This window comes from Hamadaea sp. NPDC051192, from assembly GCF_040682475.1.
Taxonomy (GTDB): Bacteria; Actinomycetota; Actinomycetes; order Mycobacteriales; family Micromonosporaceae; genus Hamadaea; species Hamadaea flava.
This window is the reverse complement of record NZ_JBFBAZ010000016.1, coordinates 1-15,583: the sequence shown is the minus strand read 5'-3', so window position 1 is coordinate 15,583 and position 15,583 is coordinate 1. Positions and strand designations below refer to the sequence as shown.

Annotated in this window: 22 protein-coding genes and 1 riboswitch; of the genes, 10 read left to right on the top strand and 12 right to left on the bottom strand. The window is 70.6% G+C overall.

The features are described from left to right. The first annotated feature begins 22 nt into the window (after positions 1-22). A complete protein-coding gene (gene aroH / locus AB0M47_RS09615) occupies positions 23-403 on the top strand; it encodes a chorismate mutase (protein ID WP_363411126.1) in 381 nt (126 codons plus the stop codon). Between the two features lie 82 nt (positions 404-485). On the opposite strand, the gene AB0M47_RS09610 is transcribed toward aroH, so the two are convergent. After that, positions 486-842, bottom strand: coding sequence for a hypothetical protein (locus AB0M47_RS09610; protein WP_363411124.1), 357 nt, complete (start codon positions 840-842; stop codon positions 486-488). Positions 843-1,066: 224 nt separating this feature from the next. Between AB0M47_RS09610 and AB0M47_RS09605 the strand changes: the two genes are divergently transcribed. The 3 genes from AB0M47_RS09605 (at position 1,067) to AB0M47_RS09595 (ending at position 2,363) form a co-directional block, all read left to right on the top strand. Continuing rightward, positions 1,067-1,612: a hypothetical protein gene (locus AB0M47_RS09605; RefSeq protein ID WP_363411121.1), complete on the top strand. Its 546-nt coding sequence runs from the start codon at positions 1,067-1,069 to the stop codon at positions 1,610-1,612. Between the two features lie 45 nt (positions 1,613-1,657). Continuing rightward, complete coding sequence (locus AB0M47_RS09600) at positions 1,658-1,879, top strand: hypothetical protein (RefSeq protein ID WP_363411118.1); 222 nt, start codon at positions 1,658-1,660, stop codon at positions 1,877-1,879. Between the two features lie 106 nt (positions 1,880-1,985). Next, positions 1,986-2,363 carry a hypothetical protein gene (locus AB0M47_RS09595; protein WP_363411115.1) on the top strand — a complete coding sequence of 126 codons (378 nt, stop codon included), beginning with the start codon at positions 1,986-1,988 and terminating at the stop codon, positions 2,361-2,363. A gap of 1 nt (position 2,364) precedes the next feature. On the opposite strand, the gene AB0M47_RS09590 is transcribed toward AB0M47_RS09595, so the two are convergent. Continuing rightward, on the bottom strand, positions 2,365-3,240 hold the full coding sequence (locus AB0M47_RS09590) for a hypothetical protein (RefSeq protein ID WP_363411112.1): 876 nt from the start codon (positions 3,238-3,240) through the stop codon (positions 2,365-2,367). 183 nt (positions 3,241-3,423) lie between these two features. Next, the gene (locus AB0M47_RS09585) at positions 3,424-3,960 is read right to left on the bottom strand and encodes a gluconokinase (RefSeq protein ID WP_363411109.1); all 537 of its coding nucleotides are present in this window, start codon (positions 3,958-3,960) and stop codon (positions 3,424-3,426) included. Between the two features lie 37 nt (positions 3,961-3,997). Between AB0M47_RS09585 and AB0M47_RS09580 the strand changes: the two genes are divergently transcribed. Further along, a complete protein-coding gene (locus tag AB0M47_RS09580) occupies positions 3,998-4,453 on the top strand; it encodes a GNAT family N-acetyltransferase (RefSeq protein ID WP_363411106.1) in 456 nt (151 codons plus the stop codon). Here AB0M47_RS09580 and AB0M47_RS09575 read toward each other — a convergent pair. From AB0M47_RS09575 to AB0M47_RS09560, 4 genes are all read right to left on the bottom strand, one after another. After that, on the bottom strand, positions 4,436-5,545 hold the full coding sequence (locus AB0M47_RS09575; RefSeq protein WP_363411103.1) for an anhydro-N-acetylmuramic acid kinase: 1,110 nt from the start codon (positions 5,543-5,545) through the stop codon (positions 4,436-4,438). The two genes, AB0M47_RS09580 and AB0M47_RS09575, sit on opposite strands and share 18 nt — an antisense overlap. Next, on the bottom strand, positions 5,542-6,390 hold the full coding sequence (locus AB0M47_RS09570) for a carbohydrate ABC transporter permease (protein ID WP_363411100.1): 849 nt from the start codon (positions 6,388-6,390) through the stop codon (positions 5,542-5,544). Before AB0M47_RS09570 ends, AB0M47_RS09575 begins: the two co-directional genes overlap by 4 nt. Beyond that, positions 6,387-7,331 carry a sugar ABC transporter permease gene (locus AB0M47_RS09565; RefSeq protein WP_253750284.1) on the bottom strand — a complete coding sequence of 315 codons (945 nt, stop codon included), beginning with the start codon at positions 7,329-7,331 and terminating at the stop codon, positions 6,387-6,389. Before AB0M47_RS09565 ends, AB0M47_RS09570 begins: the two co-directional genes overlap by 4 nt. Before the next feature lie 88 nt (positions 7,332-7,419). After that, complete coding sequence (locus tag AB0M47_RS09560; protein WP_363411097.1) at positions 7,420-8,703, bottom strand: extracellular solute-binding protein; 1,284 nt, start codon at positions 8,701-8,703, stop codon at positions 7,420-7,422. 206 nt (positions 8,704-8,909) lie between these two features. On the opposite strand from AB0M47_RS09560, the gene AB0M47_RS09555 reads away from it, so the two are divergent. Together AB0M47_RS09555 and AB0M47_RS09550 are read left to right on the top strand one after the other, a co-directional pair. Further along, the gene (locus AB0M47_RS09555) at positions 8,910-9,806 is read left to right on the top strand and encodes a MurR/RpiR family transcriptional regulator (protein WP_253750288.1); all 897 of its coding nucleotides are present in this window, start codon (positions 8,910-8,912) and stop codon (positions 9,804-9,806) included. An 88-nt stretch (positions 9,807-9,894) separates the two neighbouring features. Further along, the gene (locus tag AB0M47_RS09550) at positions 9,895-10,104 is read left to right on the top strand and encodes a hypothetical protein (RefSeq protein ID WP_363411094.1); all 210 of its coding nucleotides are present in this window, start codon (positions 9,895-9,897) and stop codon (positions 10,102-10,104) included. A gap of 54 nt (positions 10,105-10,158) precedes the next feature. Here the strand turns inward: AB0M47_RS09550 and AB0M47_RS09545 are convergent, their stop codons facing one another. Continuing rightward, complete coding sequence (locus AB0M47_RS09545) at positions 10,159-10,683, bottom strand: MarR family transcriptional regulator (protein ID WP_363411091.1); 525 nt, start codon at positions 10,681-10,683, stop codon at positions 10,159-10,161. Positions 10,684-10,744: 61 nt separating this feature from the next. Here AB0M47_RS09545 and AB0M47_RS09540 point away from each other — a divergent pair, with 61 nt between their 5' ends. Together AB0M47_RS09540 and AB0M47_RS09535 are read left to right on the top strand one after the other, a co-directional pair. Beyond that, complete coding sequence (locus tag AB0M47_RS09540) at positions 10,745-11,194, top strand: MarR family winged helix-turn-helix transcriptional regulator (RefSeq protein WP_363411088.1); 450 nt, start codon at positions 10,745-10,747, stop codon at positions 11,192-11,194. Between the two features lie 10 nt (positions 11,195-11,204). Continuing rightward, on the top strand, positions 11,205-11,720 hold the full coding sequence (locus AB0M47_RS09535) for a hypothetical protein (protein ID WP_363411085.1): 516 nt from the start codon (positions 11,205-11,207) through the stop codon (positions 11,718-11,720). Here the strand turns inward: AB0M47_RS09535 and AB0M47_RS09530 are convergent. The 4 genes from AB0M47_RS09530 to AB0M47_RS09515 form a co-directional block, all read right to left on the bottom strand. Next, on the bottom strand, positions 11,717-11,962 hold the full coding sequence (locus AB0M47_RS09530; protein WP_363411083.1) for a hypothetical protein: 246 nt from the start codon (positions 11,960-11,962) through the stop codon (positions 11,717-11,719). The genes AB0M47_RS09535 and AB0M47_RS09530 overlap by 4 nt on opposite strands. A gap of 6 nt (positions 11,963-11,968) precedes the next feature. Further along, a riboswitch (guanidine-III (ykkC-III) riboswitch) is annotated at positions 11,969-12,036 on the bottom strand. 15 nt (positions 12,037-12,051) lie between these two features. Then, complete coding sequence (locus tag AB0M47_RS09525; RefSeq protein ID WP_363411080.1) at positions 12,052-13,128, bottom strand: winged helix DNA-binding domain-containing protein; 1,077 nt, start codon at positions 13,126-13,128, stop codon at positions 12,052-12,054. 30 nt (positions 13,129-13,158) lie between these two features. Continuing rightward, entirely contained in the window at positions 13,159-13,626 is a 468-nt protein-coding gene (locus AB0M47_RS09520) for a hypothetical protein (RefSeq protein ID WP_363411077.1), read from the bottom strand. A gap of 118 nt (positions 13,627-13,744) precedes the next feature. Next, positions 13,745-14,995, bottom strand: coding sequence for an MFS transporter (locus AB0M47_RS09515; RefSeq protein WP_363411074.1), 1,251 nt, complete (start codon positions 14,993-14,995; stop codon positions 13,745-13,747). Positions 14,996-15,063: 68 nt separating this feature from the next. On the opposite strand from AB0M47_RS09515, the gene AB0M47_RS09510 reads away from it, so the two are divergent. Then, entirely contained in the window at positions 15,064-15,525 is a 462-nt protein-coding gene (locus AB0M47_RS09510; RefSeq protein ID WP_363411072.1) for a MarR family transcriptional regulator, read from the top strand. The last annotated feature ends 58 nt before the right edge of the window (positions 15,526-15,583 follow it).

The window sequence follows — 15,583 nt, the reverse complement described above, 5'->3', positions numbered from 1 at the left end:
GCTCGGCTGACTTGGAGGCACAGTGCCGATTCGGGCAGTACGCGGGGCGACCCAGCTGGACGTCGACGAGCGGGAGCATCTGCTGGACCGGGTCGCCGAACTGGTCAAGGAAGTCCTGCACAGCAACGAGCTGAACACCGAGGACCTGATCAGCGCGATCTTCACGGCCACCCCGGACATCCACTCCGAGTTCCCGGCGTACGCCGCCCGCCTGATGGGCATGTCGGACGTGCCGCTGATCTGCGCTCAGGAACTCGACATCGCCGGGGCGATGCCGCTGGTGATCCGGCTGATGGCGCACGTCGACACCGAACTGCCGCGTGACCAGATCACCCACGTCTACCTGCATGGGGCTGCGGCGCTGCGACGGGATCTCACGCACGTGCACGCGGTGCCGGACTGACCGAATCCTCGGTCGCTTCATGATCAGCGGAGTTCTGGTGGGGCTATGACACCGCGAATCTTCCGCTGATCACTCCAAGGCGTCAGGACGGCGCGGTGATGCCGAGCGGCGGGCGTTTCGGGTGGACGCTGAAGTAGGTGAGCCCGGCCGGCCCGGCGACGACGGCGCGCTGCGACCCGCGGGGGAGCCAGATCAGCGCGCCGGGCGCGAGTTCCAGCGACTGGCCGCCGCTGTCGAGGTGGCCGCCGCCGGCGAGGACGTGGATGAGCACGTCGAGGTCGGGACCTTGATGGGACGCGATGCGGTCGCCGGCCGGCAGGTGGATGATGTTCGCGTCGAGCTGGCGGGGTTCGTCCGTGACCCGCCAGATGGCGCCCGCTGTATCCGTGTTCGCCACGATGGCGGCGGCGTCCCCGATCTGGCGCGGTTGCGTGCTCACGCCGTCCAGGCTAGCGGGCGCCTTCGGGGTTACGTGGCGGGCGATCATGATCAGGGTCATTTCCACGCTGCCATAGCGACATGGAAATGACCCTGATCACGAAAGCGCATCACGAGGGCGCACACGAAAGCACCGGAGTGCGGTTCAGAACGCGGCCAGCACCCCGCCCGAGTACTTGGCCGGCTGTTCACCCATCCTTCGCTTCCGGCGTACCCTTCGTGAACATGCCGGTCTGGCTGCTCGACATCGACGGGGTCGTCAACGCCCTGGACGACCCGCCGCCCACCGGGACGTGGCCGGCCGACCAATGGGTCCGCACGAGCGCGACGAGCGCGCTGGATCTCGACTGGCCGCTGATCGCGGCGGCCCCGGTGCTGGACTTCCTGCGCAAGGTGACCGAGCAGGGGCGCGCCGACATCCGCTGGCACAGCGCCTGGCAGCACAACGCGGTCAACGTCGGCGCGGCCCTCGGCCTCCCGGACTGGCCGGTGGAACCCTGCCCCGAGTACGCCCTGAGCAGGGCGGCCATCGCCGTGCCGCTGACGCGCCGAGTCAGCCACTGGTGGAAACTGCCCGCCGCGATGCGAATCCTGGAACGCGACGGGTCGCTGCTGTGGACCGACGACGACGCGCGGTACCAGTTGCGGAAGGCGGACACCGAGCATTGGGGCGACCGGGCCCTGGTGATCTCCCCGCCCGCGTCCAGCGGCCTGACGCCCGCGCACCTGCGTCGCATCGACGCCTGGCTCACCCGCCAAGCCGCACCCTGACCAGACCCCATACCCAGACGCGCCTCTGCGGCTTACTCTCGTCGCATGGGTGAGATCGGGACGCTGGCGATCCTCGTCGGCGGGTTCGGCGTGACCCTCGCCGGGTTCGTTTGGTTCGCCGCGTACGTGCGCCGCCGGGGACTCGGCGGGGGCGTGCTCGGCCCGGTCGACGAGATCTATCGGCCGACCGCCCATCACGTGCGCTTCGAGATTCAGGCCGAGGCCGAACGCGGCCAGCCGTCTCCGGAGGCCGCCCCGCCGCGCTGACCGGCCGTCGCCGAAGGCAGCGCGCGGGTCTTGCCGGACAGCGGGAACTCGGGCCAGAATGATCCGCCGTCGGCTTGATCAACGGGGGACAGACATGGTCAGGGTCATGGGTAAGGGCGCGTTGGTCGGCTTGGTCGCGTTCGCCGCCGCGGGCGGTGCCGACCTGCTCCTTCCGGGGAGCATGAGCGACTTCGCCCGTACGCTGTCGCTTTTCCTCGCCGCGTTCCTGGCCGCCGCGATCGCGGCTCCGTCGCTGCGGCTGCGGCAGTGGTTTCTGATCCCGGTGCTCGGCACGGTGTTCAACGCCGCGATCAACCTGCTGATCGGGTGGCTGGCCGGGCGGTCGGGCGGGCTGGTTCTGCTGCCGTCGCTGCCCACGCCGTTGCTGCATGGCGCGTACCTGGTGGTGCTCGGGGCGGCGGCGGCGGCAGTGGCCGAACGAGTGGCGCGGGCGAACGCGGAGATCGACGCCGGGGTCGTCTGACCTAGTCCAGGTCGTTCAGTCCGAGCAGGCCGTCCGGCGTACGCGGGGCGACCGGCACCGGCTCGGCGGCCCGTCCGACCTGGGCCGGGGTGGCCTGGGCTGGGGTGGCCTGGGCGGGCACGACGGGGTGCGCGCCGGTCGGCGACTGCTTGCCCCGGGGCTGCTTGGCACCGGCTGCCTGCGACGACGGTGGCAGCGCGTCCGCCCCGACGCCGAGGACGCGCAGCTGTCCCTGCATGAAGGTGACCAGGCGGTCGCGGTAGTTGCGCTCGAACTGCTTCAGGCCGTCGATCTCCTGCTGCAGCGCCGTGCTCTTGGCTTCGAGGCTGCCCACGATCTCCTCGTAGCGCTGCTGCCCGTCGCGGACGAGGTCGTCGGCCTGCGCCTGGGCGCTGTTGACCATCTCCTCGGCGGCCAGCCGGGCGTCGGACAGCGTCTTGTCGGACTCCCGCTGGAGCGCGTCGGCGTGCGAACGGGCGTCGCGCCCGATGCGCTCGGCCTCGCCGCGGGCGTCGCCGAGCGCCTTCTCGGCGTCCCGGTGCAGCACGTTGGCTCCCGCTCGGGCCTCGCCGAGGATGTCCTCGGCCTGGGCGTGCGCCTCGGCCCGGATGCGGTCGGCCTCCCGCTGGGCGTTGGCGAGGTGTTCGTCGGCGGTGCGGCGGGCGAGGACGAGCACCTGGAGGGCCTGCCTTTCGGCGTCGGAGTCGTGGGCGGCCAGGTCGACCTCGGCCGCGGGGGGCATGGCGCTCGGCGCACCGGCCGGCGTACCACCGGGCACCGCGGCGGCCGGGCCGGCCGGGATCGGCGGCAGCTCGTCGGCGGCCGGCGGGGGCGCGAACAGACCCTTGACGCGACCCTTCAGCCGGTTCTCGGTCATCGGTGCCCCTCTCGTCGGACGGCGAAAACTGGATCGGTGACAACTGGATCATGGTACGGCCGAAGTTTCCTGGGCGCGGAACGGCCTGGGAAAGTATGGCGTGAAACCGGCGCGGGAGATAGCCCCGCGAAGAACGCCCGGATACGCCCGAGTCGTCGGCCCGCCCGGACGAGTGACGGCAGGTCAGCCCGCGATGGTGGGCAGTTTGAGCCGCTCGATCGCGTCGGTCGTCAGTTCGTCAGGGGTCTCCGCGAGGTCGAGGACGATCCCGTTCTCGTCGTCCTGGAGGGGTTCGAGGGCGGCGTACTGGGACTCCAGCAGGCTCGACGGCATGTAGTGGCCGGCGCGGTGGGCCAGCCGCAGCTGGATGACCTGCATCGGCCCGGCCAGGTGGACGAAGTCGAGCGTCGGGGCGCCGCTGCGGAGGATGTCGCGGTAGCTGCGGCGCAGCGCGGAGCAGGCGAGCACGGTCGAGACGCCGAGGCGGTCCTGATGCGCGAGCCACCAGGCCAGGCGGTTCAACCAGGGCACGCGGTCGGCGTCGTTGAGGGGCACGCCGCGCCGCATGCGGTCGACGTTCTCCTCGGAGTGGTAGTCGTCGGCGTCGGCGAAGAGGAAACCGGTGCGCTCGGCGATGCGCCGGGCGACGGTCGACTTGCCGCAGCCGGAAACGCCCATCACGACGACGTGGCGTGCTGAGTTCGCCGGTGCGCTGTCCATCGAGACGAGCGTACCGAACGCGTGGCAGACTCGCCGGATGATCGACGTGCGGCTGCGGGCCGTGACCGAGGCGGATCTGCCGGTGTTCTTCGAGTGGCAGCGTGATCCGGAGGCGGTCCGGCTCTCCAAGATCCCCGGGCGCGAGTGGGAGGAGTTCCGGACCCATTGGCGGACCAAGGTGCTGCCCAACCCGGAAGGGCTGCTCCGCGCGATCACCGCCGACGGCGTACTGGCGGGCAATATCGTGTCCTTCCCGTTCCGTGAGCGCCGTTGCGTCGGCTACTGGCTCGGGCGGGACTTCTGGGGCAAGGGCGTCGGCACCACGGCCCTGCGGCAGTTCCTCGCCGACGTCGACCAGTCCCGTCCCCTGTACATCGAGACCGACGAGGGCAACGCCGGGTCGCTGCACATGGCCGAGAAGTGCGGCTTCGAGCGGGTCGGCCTGGAGGTCGAGGGGGACCTGCGGTTCGTCGTCCTACGGCTCGACGACTAGGCGTACCGGGGTGGTCGCGGTCCGCGGCGGCAGCGGCCCGGTGACCGACCCCAGGACGCTCGCGGTCCGCGCCCCGGTGCACGCCGGCAGGGTGGCCGCGAGCCCGTGGGCGGTCAGCCAGCCGATCAGCGCGAACAGCAGCGCTTCCTTCGCATCAACGGGTACGCCCAGCGCATCCGACGTCGTCACCACGGTCGGTCCCACCAGCTCGGTGAGGCGTTCCATCAGATAGGCGTTGCGTACGCCGCCGCCGGAGACGACGAGCGAGGCGAGCCCGTGTTCGGCGACCTCGGTGGCGATCGTGACGGCGGTCAGCTCGGTCAGCGTGGCGAGCAGGTCGGCCGGGCCGGCGTCGGCGGTGGGCAGGTAACCAGCGTGGAACAGCTCCTTGCCGGTCGACTTGGGCGGCTGCCGGGCGTAGTACGGGTCCTGGAGCAGGTCGCCCAGCAGTCCGGGCAGGATCCGGCCGCTGCGGGCCAGCTCGCCGTCCTCGTCGTAGGCGCGCCCGGTGAGCCGGAGCATGGCCGCGTCGATCAGGGCGTTGCCCGGACCCGTGTCGTACGCCAGCTGCCGGCTCGGGACGCTGAGATTGGCGATGCCGCCGATGTTGAGCGCGCCCGCCGCCGGGCGGTCCGCCAGGAGCAGGGTGTCGAGGATGGCGGCCAGCGGAGCGCCCTGCCCGCCGGCTGCGACGTCACGCGCCCGGACGTCGGCCACGACGGGCAGCCCGGTGCGTTCGGCGATCCAGGCGGGCTGGCCGAGTTGGAGCGTGCCGAGCGCGGCGCCGCCCTCCACCCAGTGGAACAGGGTCTGTCCGTGGGAGCAGACCAGCTCCGGCTCGGCGTCCTGATAGGACGCAGCGGCCTCGGCGAACTCCTGGCCGATCCAGGTGTCCAGCCGGCACACCGCGCCCAGGTCGACCTGGTTCGGCGGCAGCGCGGCGCGGATGGCGTCGCGCGTACGGTCGGAGTAGGGGAACGTGCCGGTGCGGAGCAGCCGTGCGCGCAGCACCGCACCGTCGGGCTCGAACTCGACCAGGGCCGCGTCGATCCCGTCGTACGAGGTCCCCGAGCTGAGCCCGAGGACCCTCATCCGCGTACGGCTCCCGCGGTGAGGCCGCGGGCGAGGTTGCGCTGGACGAACATGAAGAAGACCGCGACCGGCAGCGCGATGATCGTCGCCCCCGCCATCAGCGGCCCGAACGAGGTGCCCTCGGTGGTGACGAAGTGGCTCAGCCACAGCGGCAGCGTGTACTTCTCCGGGCTGCTGATGAGGAAGTAGGTCAGCAGGTACTCGTTCCAGGCCAGGATCATCGTGAAGATCGACGTCGCGACCAGGCCGGGCACGATGAGCGGCAGGGTGACCCGCCGGAACGCCTGCACCTGGGAGCAGCCGTCGATCATCGCGGCCTCCTCCAGCTCCGACGGCACCCCGAGCACGAAGCCGCGCAGCGCCCAGACCGCGAACGGCAGCGCGAACGCCAGGTACGCGATGACGAGGCCGGGCACGGCGTCGGTGAGCTGCAGCGCGCCGAGCGAGGCGTCCTGGATCTCCGTGAGGGTCAGGAAGATCGGGATGACCAGGGCGATCGACGGGACCATCTTCATGATGAGGATCGACATGAGGAAGGTACGCCGCCCGAAGAACCGGAACCGGGCGACCGCCACGGCGGCGGCGAAGGCGACCGCCATCGCCAGCACGACGGTGAGCACGGTGGCGATCAGGCTGTTGGCGGCGGCCTGCCAGAACGTGCTGTCGCCGAAGACGTCCGCGAAGTTGTCCCCGGTCGGGTGCAACGGCACGAACTGCGGGGTCGCGGAGTACATGTCCTTGCCGGACTTGAACGCCGTGGACACCATCCAGTAGATCGGGAACGCCCAGACGACTGCGATCAGCAAGCCGGCCGCGGAGTACCCGATGCGGACCGCTCGTCTCATTCGGCTTCTCCCGTCTTGATCAGCTGGCGGATGTAGAAGACGCTCACCACGAGCAGCAGCAGCACCGTCACCACGGCCACCGCCGAGGCGTACCCGTACTCGTGACCCTGATAGGCCTGCATGTACGCGTAGATCGCCAGCGTCTGATAGTCCGGCGAGGGCGCGCCGTTGCGCAGGATGTAGATCTGGTTGAACACGCTGAAGTCCCAGATGATCGACAGCGCGGTGACGATGACGAGCACCGGCTTGATCGAGGGAAGGGTGATGCCGAAGAACACCTGCCGGCCGCCCGCGCCGTCGAGCCGGGCCGCCTCGACCAGTTCCGCGGGCACCTGGGTGAGCGCGGCGTAGGTCGTGACCGTGATGAACGGGACCGCGCCCCAGACGACGATGAGCGTGGCGACCGCCAGGCCCTGTTTGGCGTCGGTGTACCAGTTGTGCTGGCCCAGCCCGAGGACGTAGTTGAGGACGCCGAAGTTCTGCTCGGTCATCCAGGCGAAGATCTGGGTCGACACGAAGGTGGGCACCGCCCACGCCATGATCAGCGAGAACGTCATCACCCCGCGGACCCAGGCGTGCACGCGTTCCATGAGCAGGGCCAGGCCGACCCCGACGCCCATCGACAGGCCGACCATGACGGCGGTCAGCACGAGGGTCCGGACGACGACGGTCCAGAACACCGGATCGCCGAGGATGCGCGAGTAGTTCCGCAGCCCGACGAACGGCGGCCCGGCGTCGCTGAAGATCTGGGCGACGCCCCACTGCTGGAACGACAGCACGATCACCCGGATCAGCGGGTAGCCGATCACCGCCAGCGAGACCGCCAGCGCGGGCAGGATGAGCAGGTACGGCAGGCGTGGGCGGGACCGGCGGGCGCGGGCCGCGCTCGGTCTCGGCGCCGGAAGCGGCCGCGCGACGGCCGGTTCGTCGAGTGTGGACACGGCTCCTCCTGGCGAGCGGCGGCGGTGCGTACGGCGATCCGGGTGGACGGCGGCACTCCGCCCACCCGGACCGTCGGGCTCAGCTGAGTCAGCTGGCGTTGAGGGTAGTCTCGATCGCCTTGTCCGCGGCGGCCGTGATGTCCTCGATGGTGCCCTTGTTCGTCGCGATGTCCACGAACATGTTCAGTACCGTCTTGTTCTTCTCGACCTGGGCCCAGTTCTTGGCGGCGGGCAGCGTCCAGGTGGTGGAGAGGGTGTCGACGTACCCCTTCATCAGCGGGTCGCTGGTCACGATGGTCGTCGTGTTGGACATGAAGCCGCCGTCGACGAACATCTGCTGGCTGGCCGGCGAGGTGTACGCCTTGATCCAGGCCTTCGACCAGTCCTTGTGCTTGCCCTTGGCCGGGATCGCCAGGTCGGAGCCGCCCATGAAGGCCGGCATCGGGCTGCCCGCCTTGGTCGCGCTCGGCATGACGAACGAACCGATCTGGTCCTTGAGCTTCGCGTCGCCGTCCTTGCCGAAGACCTTCTTCATCTGGCCGCTCGTGTCGTAGAACATGGCGGCCTTGCCCGCGACCATGGTGCTGAACGCGGTGAGGTCGTTGATGGTGCGGTCACCGTGGTAACCGGCGTCCATCAGCGCCTTCCAGGTCTTCAGACCGGCCACCGACTCGGGGGAGGAGAAGGTGGCGTCCCACTTGCCGTCCGCGCCCTGCTTGGCGACCTGGCCGCCGGCGTCGTAGATGAACGGCATCGCGCCGTACTGGTGCTGGCCGGGCAGGAAGAACGCCGAGAAGGTCGGGTCGGCCTTGTGCTTGTCCGACAGCTTCTGCACGGCCGTCTGCAGCTCGGCCCAGGTGGTCGGCGGGGTGGTGATGCCCGCGTCGGCCAGGATGTCCTTGCGGTAGATCACCGCGCGGAGACCGCCGTAGTAGGGCACGCCGTACAGCTTGTCCTGGTACGTCGCGGAGTCCTGGAGCGCCTTGACCCAGGTGCCGGAGTTGGCGAACTCGGCCTTGTCGGCGGTCAGGTCGGCGAACGCGCCGTTGCCCATGTACAGGCCCATCTCGGTGGTGCCCAGCTCGATCACGTCGGGCGAGGTGCCACCCTGCGCCGCGGCGTCGAACTTGGTGAGGTGGTCCGCCCAGGCCTGGTAGGCCACGGTCACCTTGACGTTCGGGTATTCCTTGTTGAACTCGGCGGTGGCGGTCTCGACGGCCTTCGGCCACAGGGTCTGCGCGTCGACCTGGAGCCAGACGGTCAGGTCGCCCTTGGCGTCCTTCCCGCTGCCGGAGTCCTCCTTGCTGCCACAGGCCGCGGCGGCCAACAATGTGGCTGCCGCCACCGCCGCTGCGATGATCCTTCTCTGCATTCCATCCTCCCTGGACAGGTGGCGGTTGCCGGATGCACTGACGGATGTGCTGCTTGGATGTACTGCGTGGATGTGCCGCTTGGATGTACGGAGATGACTGAACGGTGCTGGACCGCTACGCTGGCAGAAACCTCCGCCCCCGTCAATGTGGGTGAAGGAAATCGTCATTAACCAGTTACGAAGTCACGGTTACGGGAGGTGGCGCGGTGACGACGACACCGGTTCGGCCGGAGAATCTGGTCGCCGCGGTACGCGCGGTGCTGCCGTCGCTGACGCCGTCGGGCCGCCGGATCGCGGAGCTGATCCTGCACGACCCGGCCATGGTCGCCGCGCACACGATAACGGAGTTGAGCGCCGTCTCGGGGGTCAGCGAAGCGACGATCGTGCGTACGGCGCGATCGCTGGGCTTCGCCGGATATCCGCCGCTGCGATTGGCGCTGGCGGCCGCGGCGGCCACCACTGAGGACGGCGATCGGCTCGTCCCCGGCGATCTCGGGCCGGACGATCCGTTGTCCGACGTGATCACGAAGGTGACCCGGGCGGAGACCGAGGCGCTGGCCGACACCGGCCGGCAGCTCACGCCCGAGCAACTGGCCCCGGTCGTCGACGCGATCGCGCGGGCCCGCCGGGTCGACGTCTACGGTGTGGCCGCGTCCGGCCTGGTCGCGGCGGACATGGCGCAGAAATTGCTGCGCATAGGCATCCTCAGCCATGCGTTCTCCGACGCCCATCTCGCGTTGACCAGTTCCGCGCTGCTGCGTACCGGGGACGTGGCGGTCGGGGTGTCCACCTCCGGCGAGACCCCGGACGTCCTCGAACCGATCCGGCGGGCGGCCGCGGCCGGGGCGTACACGGTGGCCATCACGAACAACCCGCGCTCCACTCTGGCCGCCGCGGCCGCGCTGACCCTGGTCTCCGCGGGCCGGGAGACGGCGTTCCGCCCGGCCGCGCTGGCCAGCCGGATCAGCCAGCTGCTGGTGGTCGACTGCATCTTCGTGGGCGTCGCCCAGCGCACCTTCGAGACCTCGCAACCGGCGATCCAGGACACCCGCGACGCGGTCAACCGGTTCGTCGCCGAGTCCCGGGCGCGGCGGCGACGCTGAATGTGACCCGCCCGTTGCGTACGCCATCGATACTGGACAGTGCAAGCGCTTCAGCCAGATCCGGATCGTAGGCGAAAGGGGAACCGGCATGGGCGACAGCGATCGGCAGGGACGCCGCTGGCGCGGCGGCGGCGGGGGCTGCGGCACGGGCGGCGGATACTTCCTCGGCTTCATCGGCGCGGCGATCTACTACATCCAGCAGTCCGACGGCTTCTGGGAGGGCGTGGTCGGCGTGCTCAAGGCCCTCGTGTGGCCCGCGTTCCTCGTCTACGAGGTGCTCAAGTTCGTCAGCGCCTGACCTGGACCGGACCCGACCTCGATCGATAATGACCCGTGGCCGCGCGGCCACGGGTCATTCCTCGTCCCGCCCGGCGTCGGCGACCGCCGCGAAGTCCGCCACGAGCCGGGGGAGCAGCCGCGCCAGCGCCGCCCGATCCGCCGCCGGCCAGTCCCGGGTGGCCGTGGCGACGACTCCCCGGCGGAACTGCTGGATGCCGCGCAGGGCCGCTTCGCCGTCCTCCGTCAGCACGAGCAGAGAACGGCGTCCGTCGCGCTGATCGGCGCGCCGCCGCAGGAGCGCCGCCTCCAGCGCGAGGGCGGTCAGCCGGCTCGCCCGGGGCTGGTCGACGTCCAGGAGCGTGGCCGCCTCGCTCACGGTGAGCGTCTCGCCGCGGCCGGCTGCCGCCGCGACCGCGTCGAGCAGCTCGAACACGGAGTCCGGCAGTTGCCCGGTCGGACTGTCGCGTTCCCCGGCGCGCTCGGACAACCGGGCCAGTGCCCGGCGCCGCTGCGTCCGGCGGAGCGCCACCATCGCCCCCTCGATCGCCGCCACCTGCTCGTCCGGGGTGATCTTGTCTGGGGTGACCTTGTCAGCCATGCGCTCTCCGATGCATACTCGAAGACAACTACTTGTCATAGTACATGTATTTGGAGGACTCGTGGACACACCCAAGCCGATCGGCTACTGGCTCATGCATCTTCACAATCTCATCGAGGAGCAGTTCGAGCGCACCCTCTCCGGGCTGTCGGTCAGCCGCCGGCAGTGGCAGCTGCTCAACACGCTCAGCCGCGGCTCGCGTACAAGTGGGGAATTGGCCGAGGCGCTCGCACCGTTCTGGTCCGGCGCGGCCGAGGACCCCCAGGCGGTGCTCGCCGACCTCGCGGACCGCGGCTGGACGCGGGTCGACGGCGACGCGATCGGCCTGAGCGAGACCGGCCGCGAGCTGCACGCGGAGCTGGCAGCGCGAGTGGAGCGGGCGCGGGCCGCGCTGCTGGGCGACCTGACGCCCGAGCAATACCACCAGACCGTGCGGTCGCTGGCGACGATGGCGGCGAACGTCGAGGCGGCCCTGGGCAATCCGGCCCGAACGGCGTCATCGGTGTCATAGCGTGGGAGGCATGGCAGCCAAGGCTTTGGTGAACTCGCTGACCCGCGCGCAACAGGATCTGCTGCGCGAGACCGATCGCGACAACCTCGCGCTGCTCGACGAGGACGGCCTGGTCGAGCTGCACACCCGGATCCGGCGCGCCCGGGACAAGCACGTCGGCCTGTATCGGCGGGAGGCGGCGTCGAAGGTCGCCACCGTCGGTGGCCGGGGCAAAGCGCACGCCAAGAACACCCGGAGTCGCGAGACGGCCGAGGTGTTCGAGGACGCGCTGGCCCGGGTCAGCCGGGCGCTCGCCGCCGCCGCGCGGGCCAGTGCGAACGTGCTGCGGGCCGAACGGCTCGCGATGGCGCGGGCGGCGCGTTCCCCGAGGTCCACGGCCGCGCCCGGGACGCGGCGGCCGCCGGCCAAGCGAGGCACGTCGAGCCAGCGCAGCCGGCCCTCGCCCGATCAGCCGGTGCTCCGCAAGCAGCACGCGTCGAGCCGGGCGATGGGCGCACGGCGGCAGGCCAAGCGCGACAGCCGTTAGTGCTCGGCCGCTGGTGATCCGCGGAGCAACGACAGCCCGGAGACGATGGCCCAGGTGCCCTCCAGCAGGAGGAACCCCCAGGACCGCTGGTCGAGGGCGATCACGGCGAGCACGGCGGAACCGGCGAGGTTGAGGATGAGGTAGGTCCGCGAGCGGAGGTCCAGCCGACCCAATTGGGCGGCGGCGAAGGCGGCCAGGATCATGAGGGATCCGGCGATTTCGATGAAATCAAGAAGAGTCATGGCGTCTGCGCGCCGTCTTCGCTGGGCCGGGTACGGCGGGCTCTCGTCCGGGGCGTCGCTGGACCGCGAACGCCGTCAGCAACGATAGCTCACTCGACGACGACCGGCACTCCCGCGTAGGCGGCGTACCGGTCGAAGGCGGCGTCGACCGCGTCGCGCTGCGCGGCGGTGAGGCGTACCGCCAGGGACAGCGACGCCGTGATCTGTTTCGCGGTGCTCGTCCGCCGCCAGGAGCCGATCAGCTGCCCGTCGATGATCAGCGGATGGATCAGCAGGTTCAAGCTGGTGACGCCGAGATCGACGCCGTCCAGGTTGGCCAGCGTCCGGCTCTCTGTGTACCCCACGATGTACTCGTCGTAGCCCTGCAAGACGTGGGCGTCGGGGGAGGGGACGGGCTCGGGCGGGTCGGCCGGCGCGTACCAGAAGGTGGTTCCGTTGCGGGAGACGGTCGTGAGGGCGTCCCCGGCCAGCGCGATGCCACGCCGGATCTGCGCCGTCGGAAGGCTCGACCACCAGGCGAAGTCCTTGGCGGTCGCCGGGCCGTGGCTGGTGAAGTACCGCCGGGTCAGCTCGGTCAGCCCGTCGTCGGGAGACCGCCCGGCCGTCTCCCGTACGCGTTCGCTGACGAGCGCGTACGTGTGCTGTCGGCCGCGCATCGGGCCGTTGCAGACGAGGCTTTCGAGTTCCGCGTCCATCACCAGGTACGCCAGCCGGTTGCCCGTGGGATCGGGGATCCCCGCGGCGGCCAGCGCCCGGCCCAGCTCCGGGCGGGTGAGGTGGTTGCCGCCGCCGAGGATGTCCCGCAGCAGCGGCCGGGTCTTTTCAGTGGTCGCCTCGTCCACGCCGAGCCGGCGATAGTAGTACGCGTTCAGCTGATGCACCCGTGGCGCGGTCACCGCTTGCAGCCACACCAGGTCCTCGGCCGCGACGAAGTGCCACGTCGGGCGCAGCGCGTGCACTCGAACGATGCGGCCGGAGTCCACGGCGTCCTGCATCGCGGCTTCGTCCACACCGGAACTCCGCTGCGCCACCGACCACTTGGCGACGGCGTACTCCTGAGCCTGGACGGCGCCGAGCCACCGGACGACCGCGACCGGGTCCGGCAGCGGCTCGCCGGTCAGCCGTTGGTTGCGCAGTCGCCGCGCGATGATCTCCCGCCCGTCCACCACCGCATCCTATGGGTGATCAACTGCGTCTTACAGCAGGCCGCCGATGAAGTCGCCGATGCCGCTGACGATGTCCATGACGGCGTTCATCGTCTCCTTGACGGTGTCGGCGGCCCGATCGGGTTGCAGGACGGCGAAACCGCAGCAGCACAACGCCGGCGCGCCCACCACGACGAGGGCGACGATCCAGCCCAACCCGGGCGAGCTGGTGGCCGCCTTCCAGCGGTTCAGCAGCTCCACCGTGTACTGGGGGTCCCGGGCGGCCTCGGCGGCCAGCCCCTCGGCCACCGCCCGCCGGACGTCGGGATCCGTCCACTCGGTCTCGAACCGGGCGACCGCCTCCGCGCCGGCCGGTGACCGCCGTAGCCGGTCGGCCACCACGCGATGCAGCGTCGCCAGGGCGATCGCCTTCCGCTTGGCCGACACCCGGGACTGGAGCCGAGTCCTCTCCTGGGCGAGCGTCTCCACGACACGGGTCGAGAGGGTGGGGATGTCCACGGCGGCCTCCGAAAGGTGACTGTGGACGCCGATCGTAGTGCCGCCGATCAATCCCTGCTGCCGCCGTCCTAGCGCCCTTGCTGATGCGCTGGATCAGGGTTCCGGGTCGGATCTTAGGTCAAGATTCGACCCGGAACCCTGATCCGGCAGGAACCGGCTCGGCGTACTCGGCCGGCTGAGCCGGGTCGGGCCGGGTGATGTCGAAGGTGGACGGACGGCGGCGGGTCAGCGCGGTGGCGGCGGCCAGTACGAGCAGCGCCGAGAAGCTCATCGCCGCGCCGGCCCACAGCGTCGAGGCGTACCCGAGGCCGGCGGTGATCGTCACGCCGCCCAGCCACGCCCCGAGCGCGTTGCCGACGTTGAAGGCGGCGATGTTGGAGCCGGACGCGAGCGTCGGGGCCTGGCCGGCGTACTTCATGATCCGCATCTGCAGGCCGGGCGCGGTCGCGAAGCCGAACGCCCCCATCAGGAACAGGGCGATGACGGTCGGCACCTGGCTCGACGCCGTCAACGCGAAGACGGCCATCACCGCGGTCAGTCCGGTCAGGACGACGGCGAGCGTACGCGGAATCGACCGGTCGGCGCCGCGACCGCCCAGCGTGTTACCGACGAACAGCCCGGCGCCGAACAGCACCAGCAGCCACGGCACCGTGCCGGCGGCGAAACCGCTGACCGCCGTCAGCGTGTACGCGATGTAGGTGAAGGCGCCGAACATGCCGCCGAAGCCGAGGATCGTCATCAGCAGCGAGAACCACACCTGCGGTTCGGTGAAGGCGCGCAGCTCGTGCCGCAGGCCGGCGGACGGGCCGGTCGAGGCTTGCGCGGGGACGAGGGTCGCCACGCCGATCAGGGCGGCGACGCCGATGACGGTGATCGCCCAGAAGGTGGCGCGCCAGCCGAGCTGCTGGCCGAGGAACGTGCCGAACGGGACGCCGAGGACGTTCGCGGCGGTCAGCCCGGTGAACATCATCGCGATCGCGCCCGCCCGGCGGGCCGGCTCGACCAGGCTCGCCGCGACGACCGAGCCGATGCCGAAGAACGCGCCGTGGCTGAGCGCGGCCAGCACCCGGCCCGCCATCATCACCTCGTACGTCCCGGCCAGCGCCGAGGTGAGGTTGCCCGCGATGAACAGCACCATCAGGCCGATCAAGACCTGTTTGCGGCCGAGCCGGGTGACCGCGGCGGTGAGCCCGATCGCCCCGACCGCCACCGCCAGGGCGTACCCGGAGATGAGCCAGCCCGCGACCGACTCGGTCACCTGGAAGTCGGCGGCCACCTCCGGCAGCAGTCCCATGATCACGAACTCGGTCAGGCCGATGCCGAACCCGCCGATGGCGAGAGCGAGCAGGCCGAGAGGCATCTTGCGCATGAAGCAGATAGTTGCACGCGCCGTATATCGGCGCAAGCGTGCTCCTGCTCACTGGTACCATCGGAGGCATGGGCATCGCCGATGACGCCGTCGAGATCCGCGCACAGGGCTGGCGTACGCTCGCCGCACTGCACGGGCTCATCGACACGGCCCTGGAACGGGCGCTGCAGACCCGGCACAACCTGTCGGTGGTCGAGTTCACCGTGCTGGACGCGCTGTCGCGCCAGGACGGCTGGCACATGCGGATGCAGCAGCTGTCCCGGGCGGCCGCGCTGTCGAGCAGCGCCACGACGCGGCTGGTGAACCGACTGGAGGAACGAGGCCTGCTGACCCGGGTGCTGTGCCAGGACGACCGCCGGGGCATCTACACCGAACTGACCCCACAGGGGTCGAAACTGCTGGACCAGGCCCGGCCCACGCATGACGATGTGCTCGCGGGCACGCTGGCCGACGCCGAGCGCCTGCCCGAACTGGCGCCGCTGGTCGACGCCCTGCACCGACTGCCCGCACCTGCCTCGGCTGCCGCCTGAGCTCGCTGGGCTCAGGCGTGCCCGCGCGGCTTAGGCGGGCCGACGGCTTAGGCGGGCC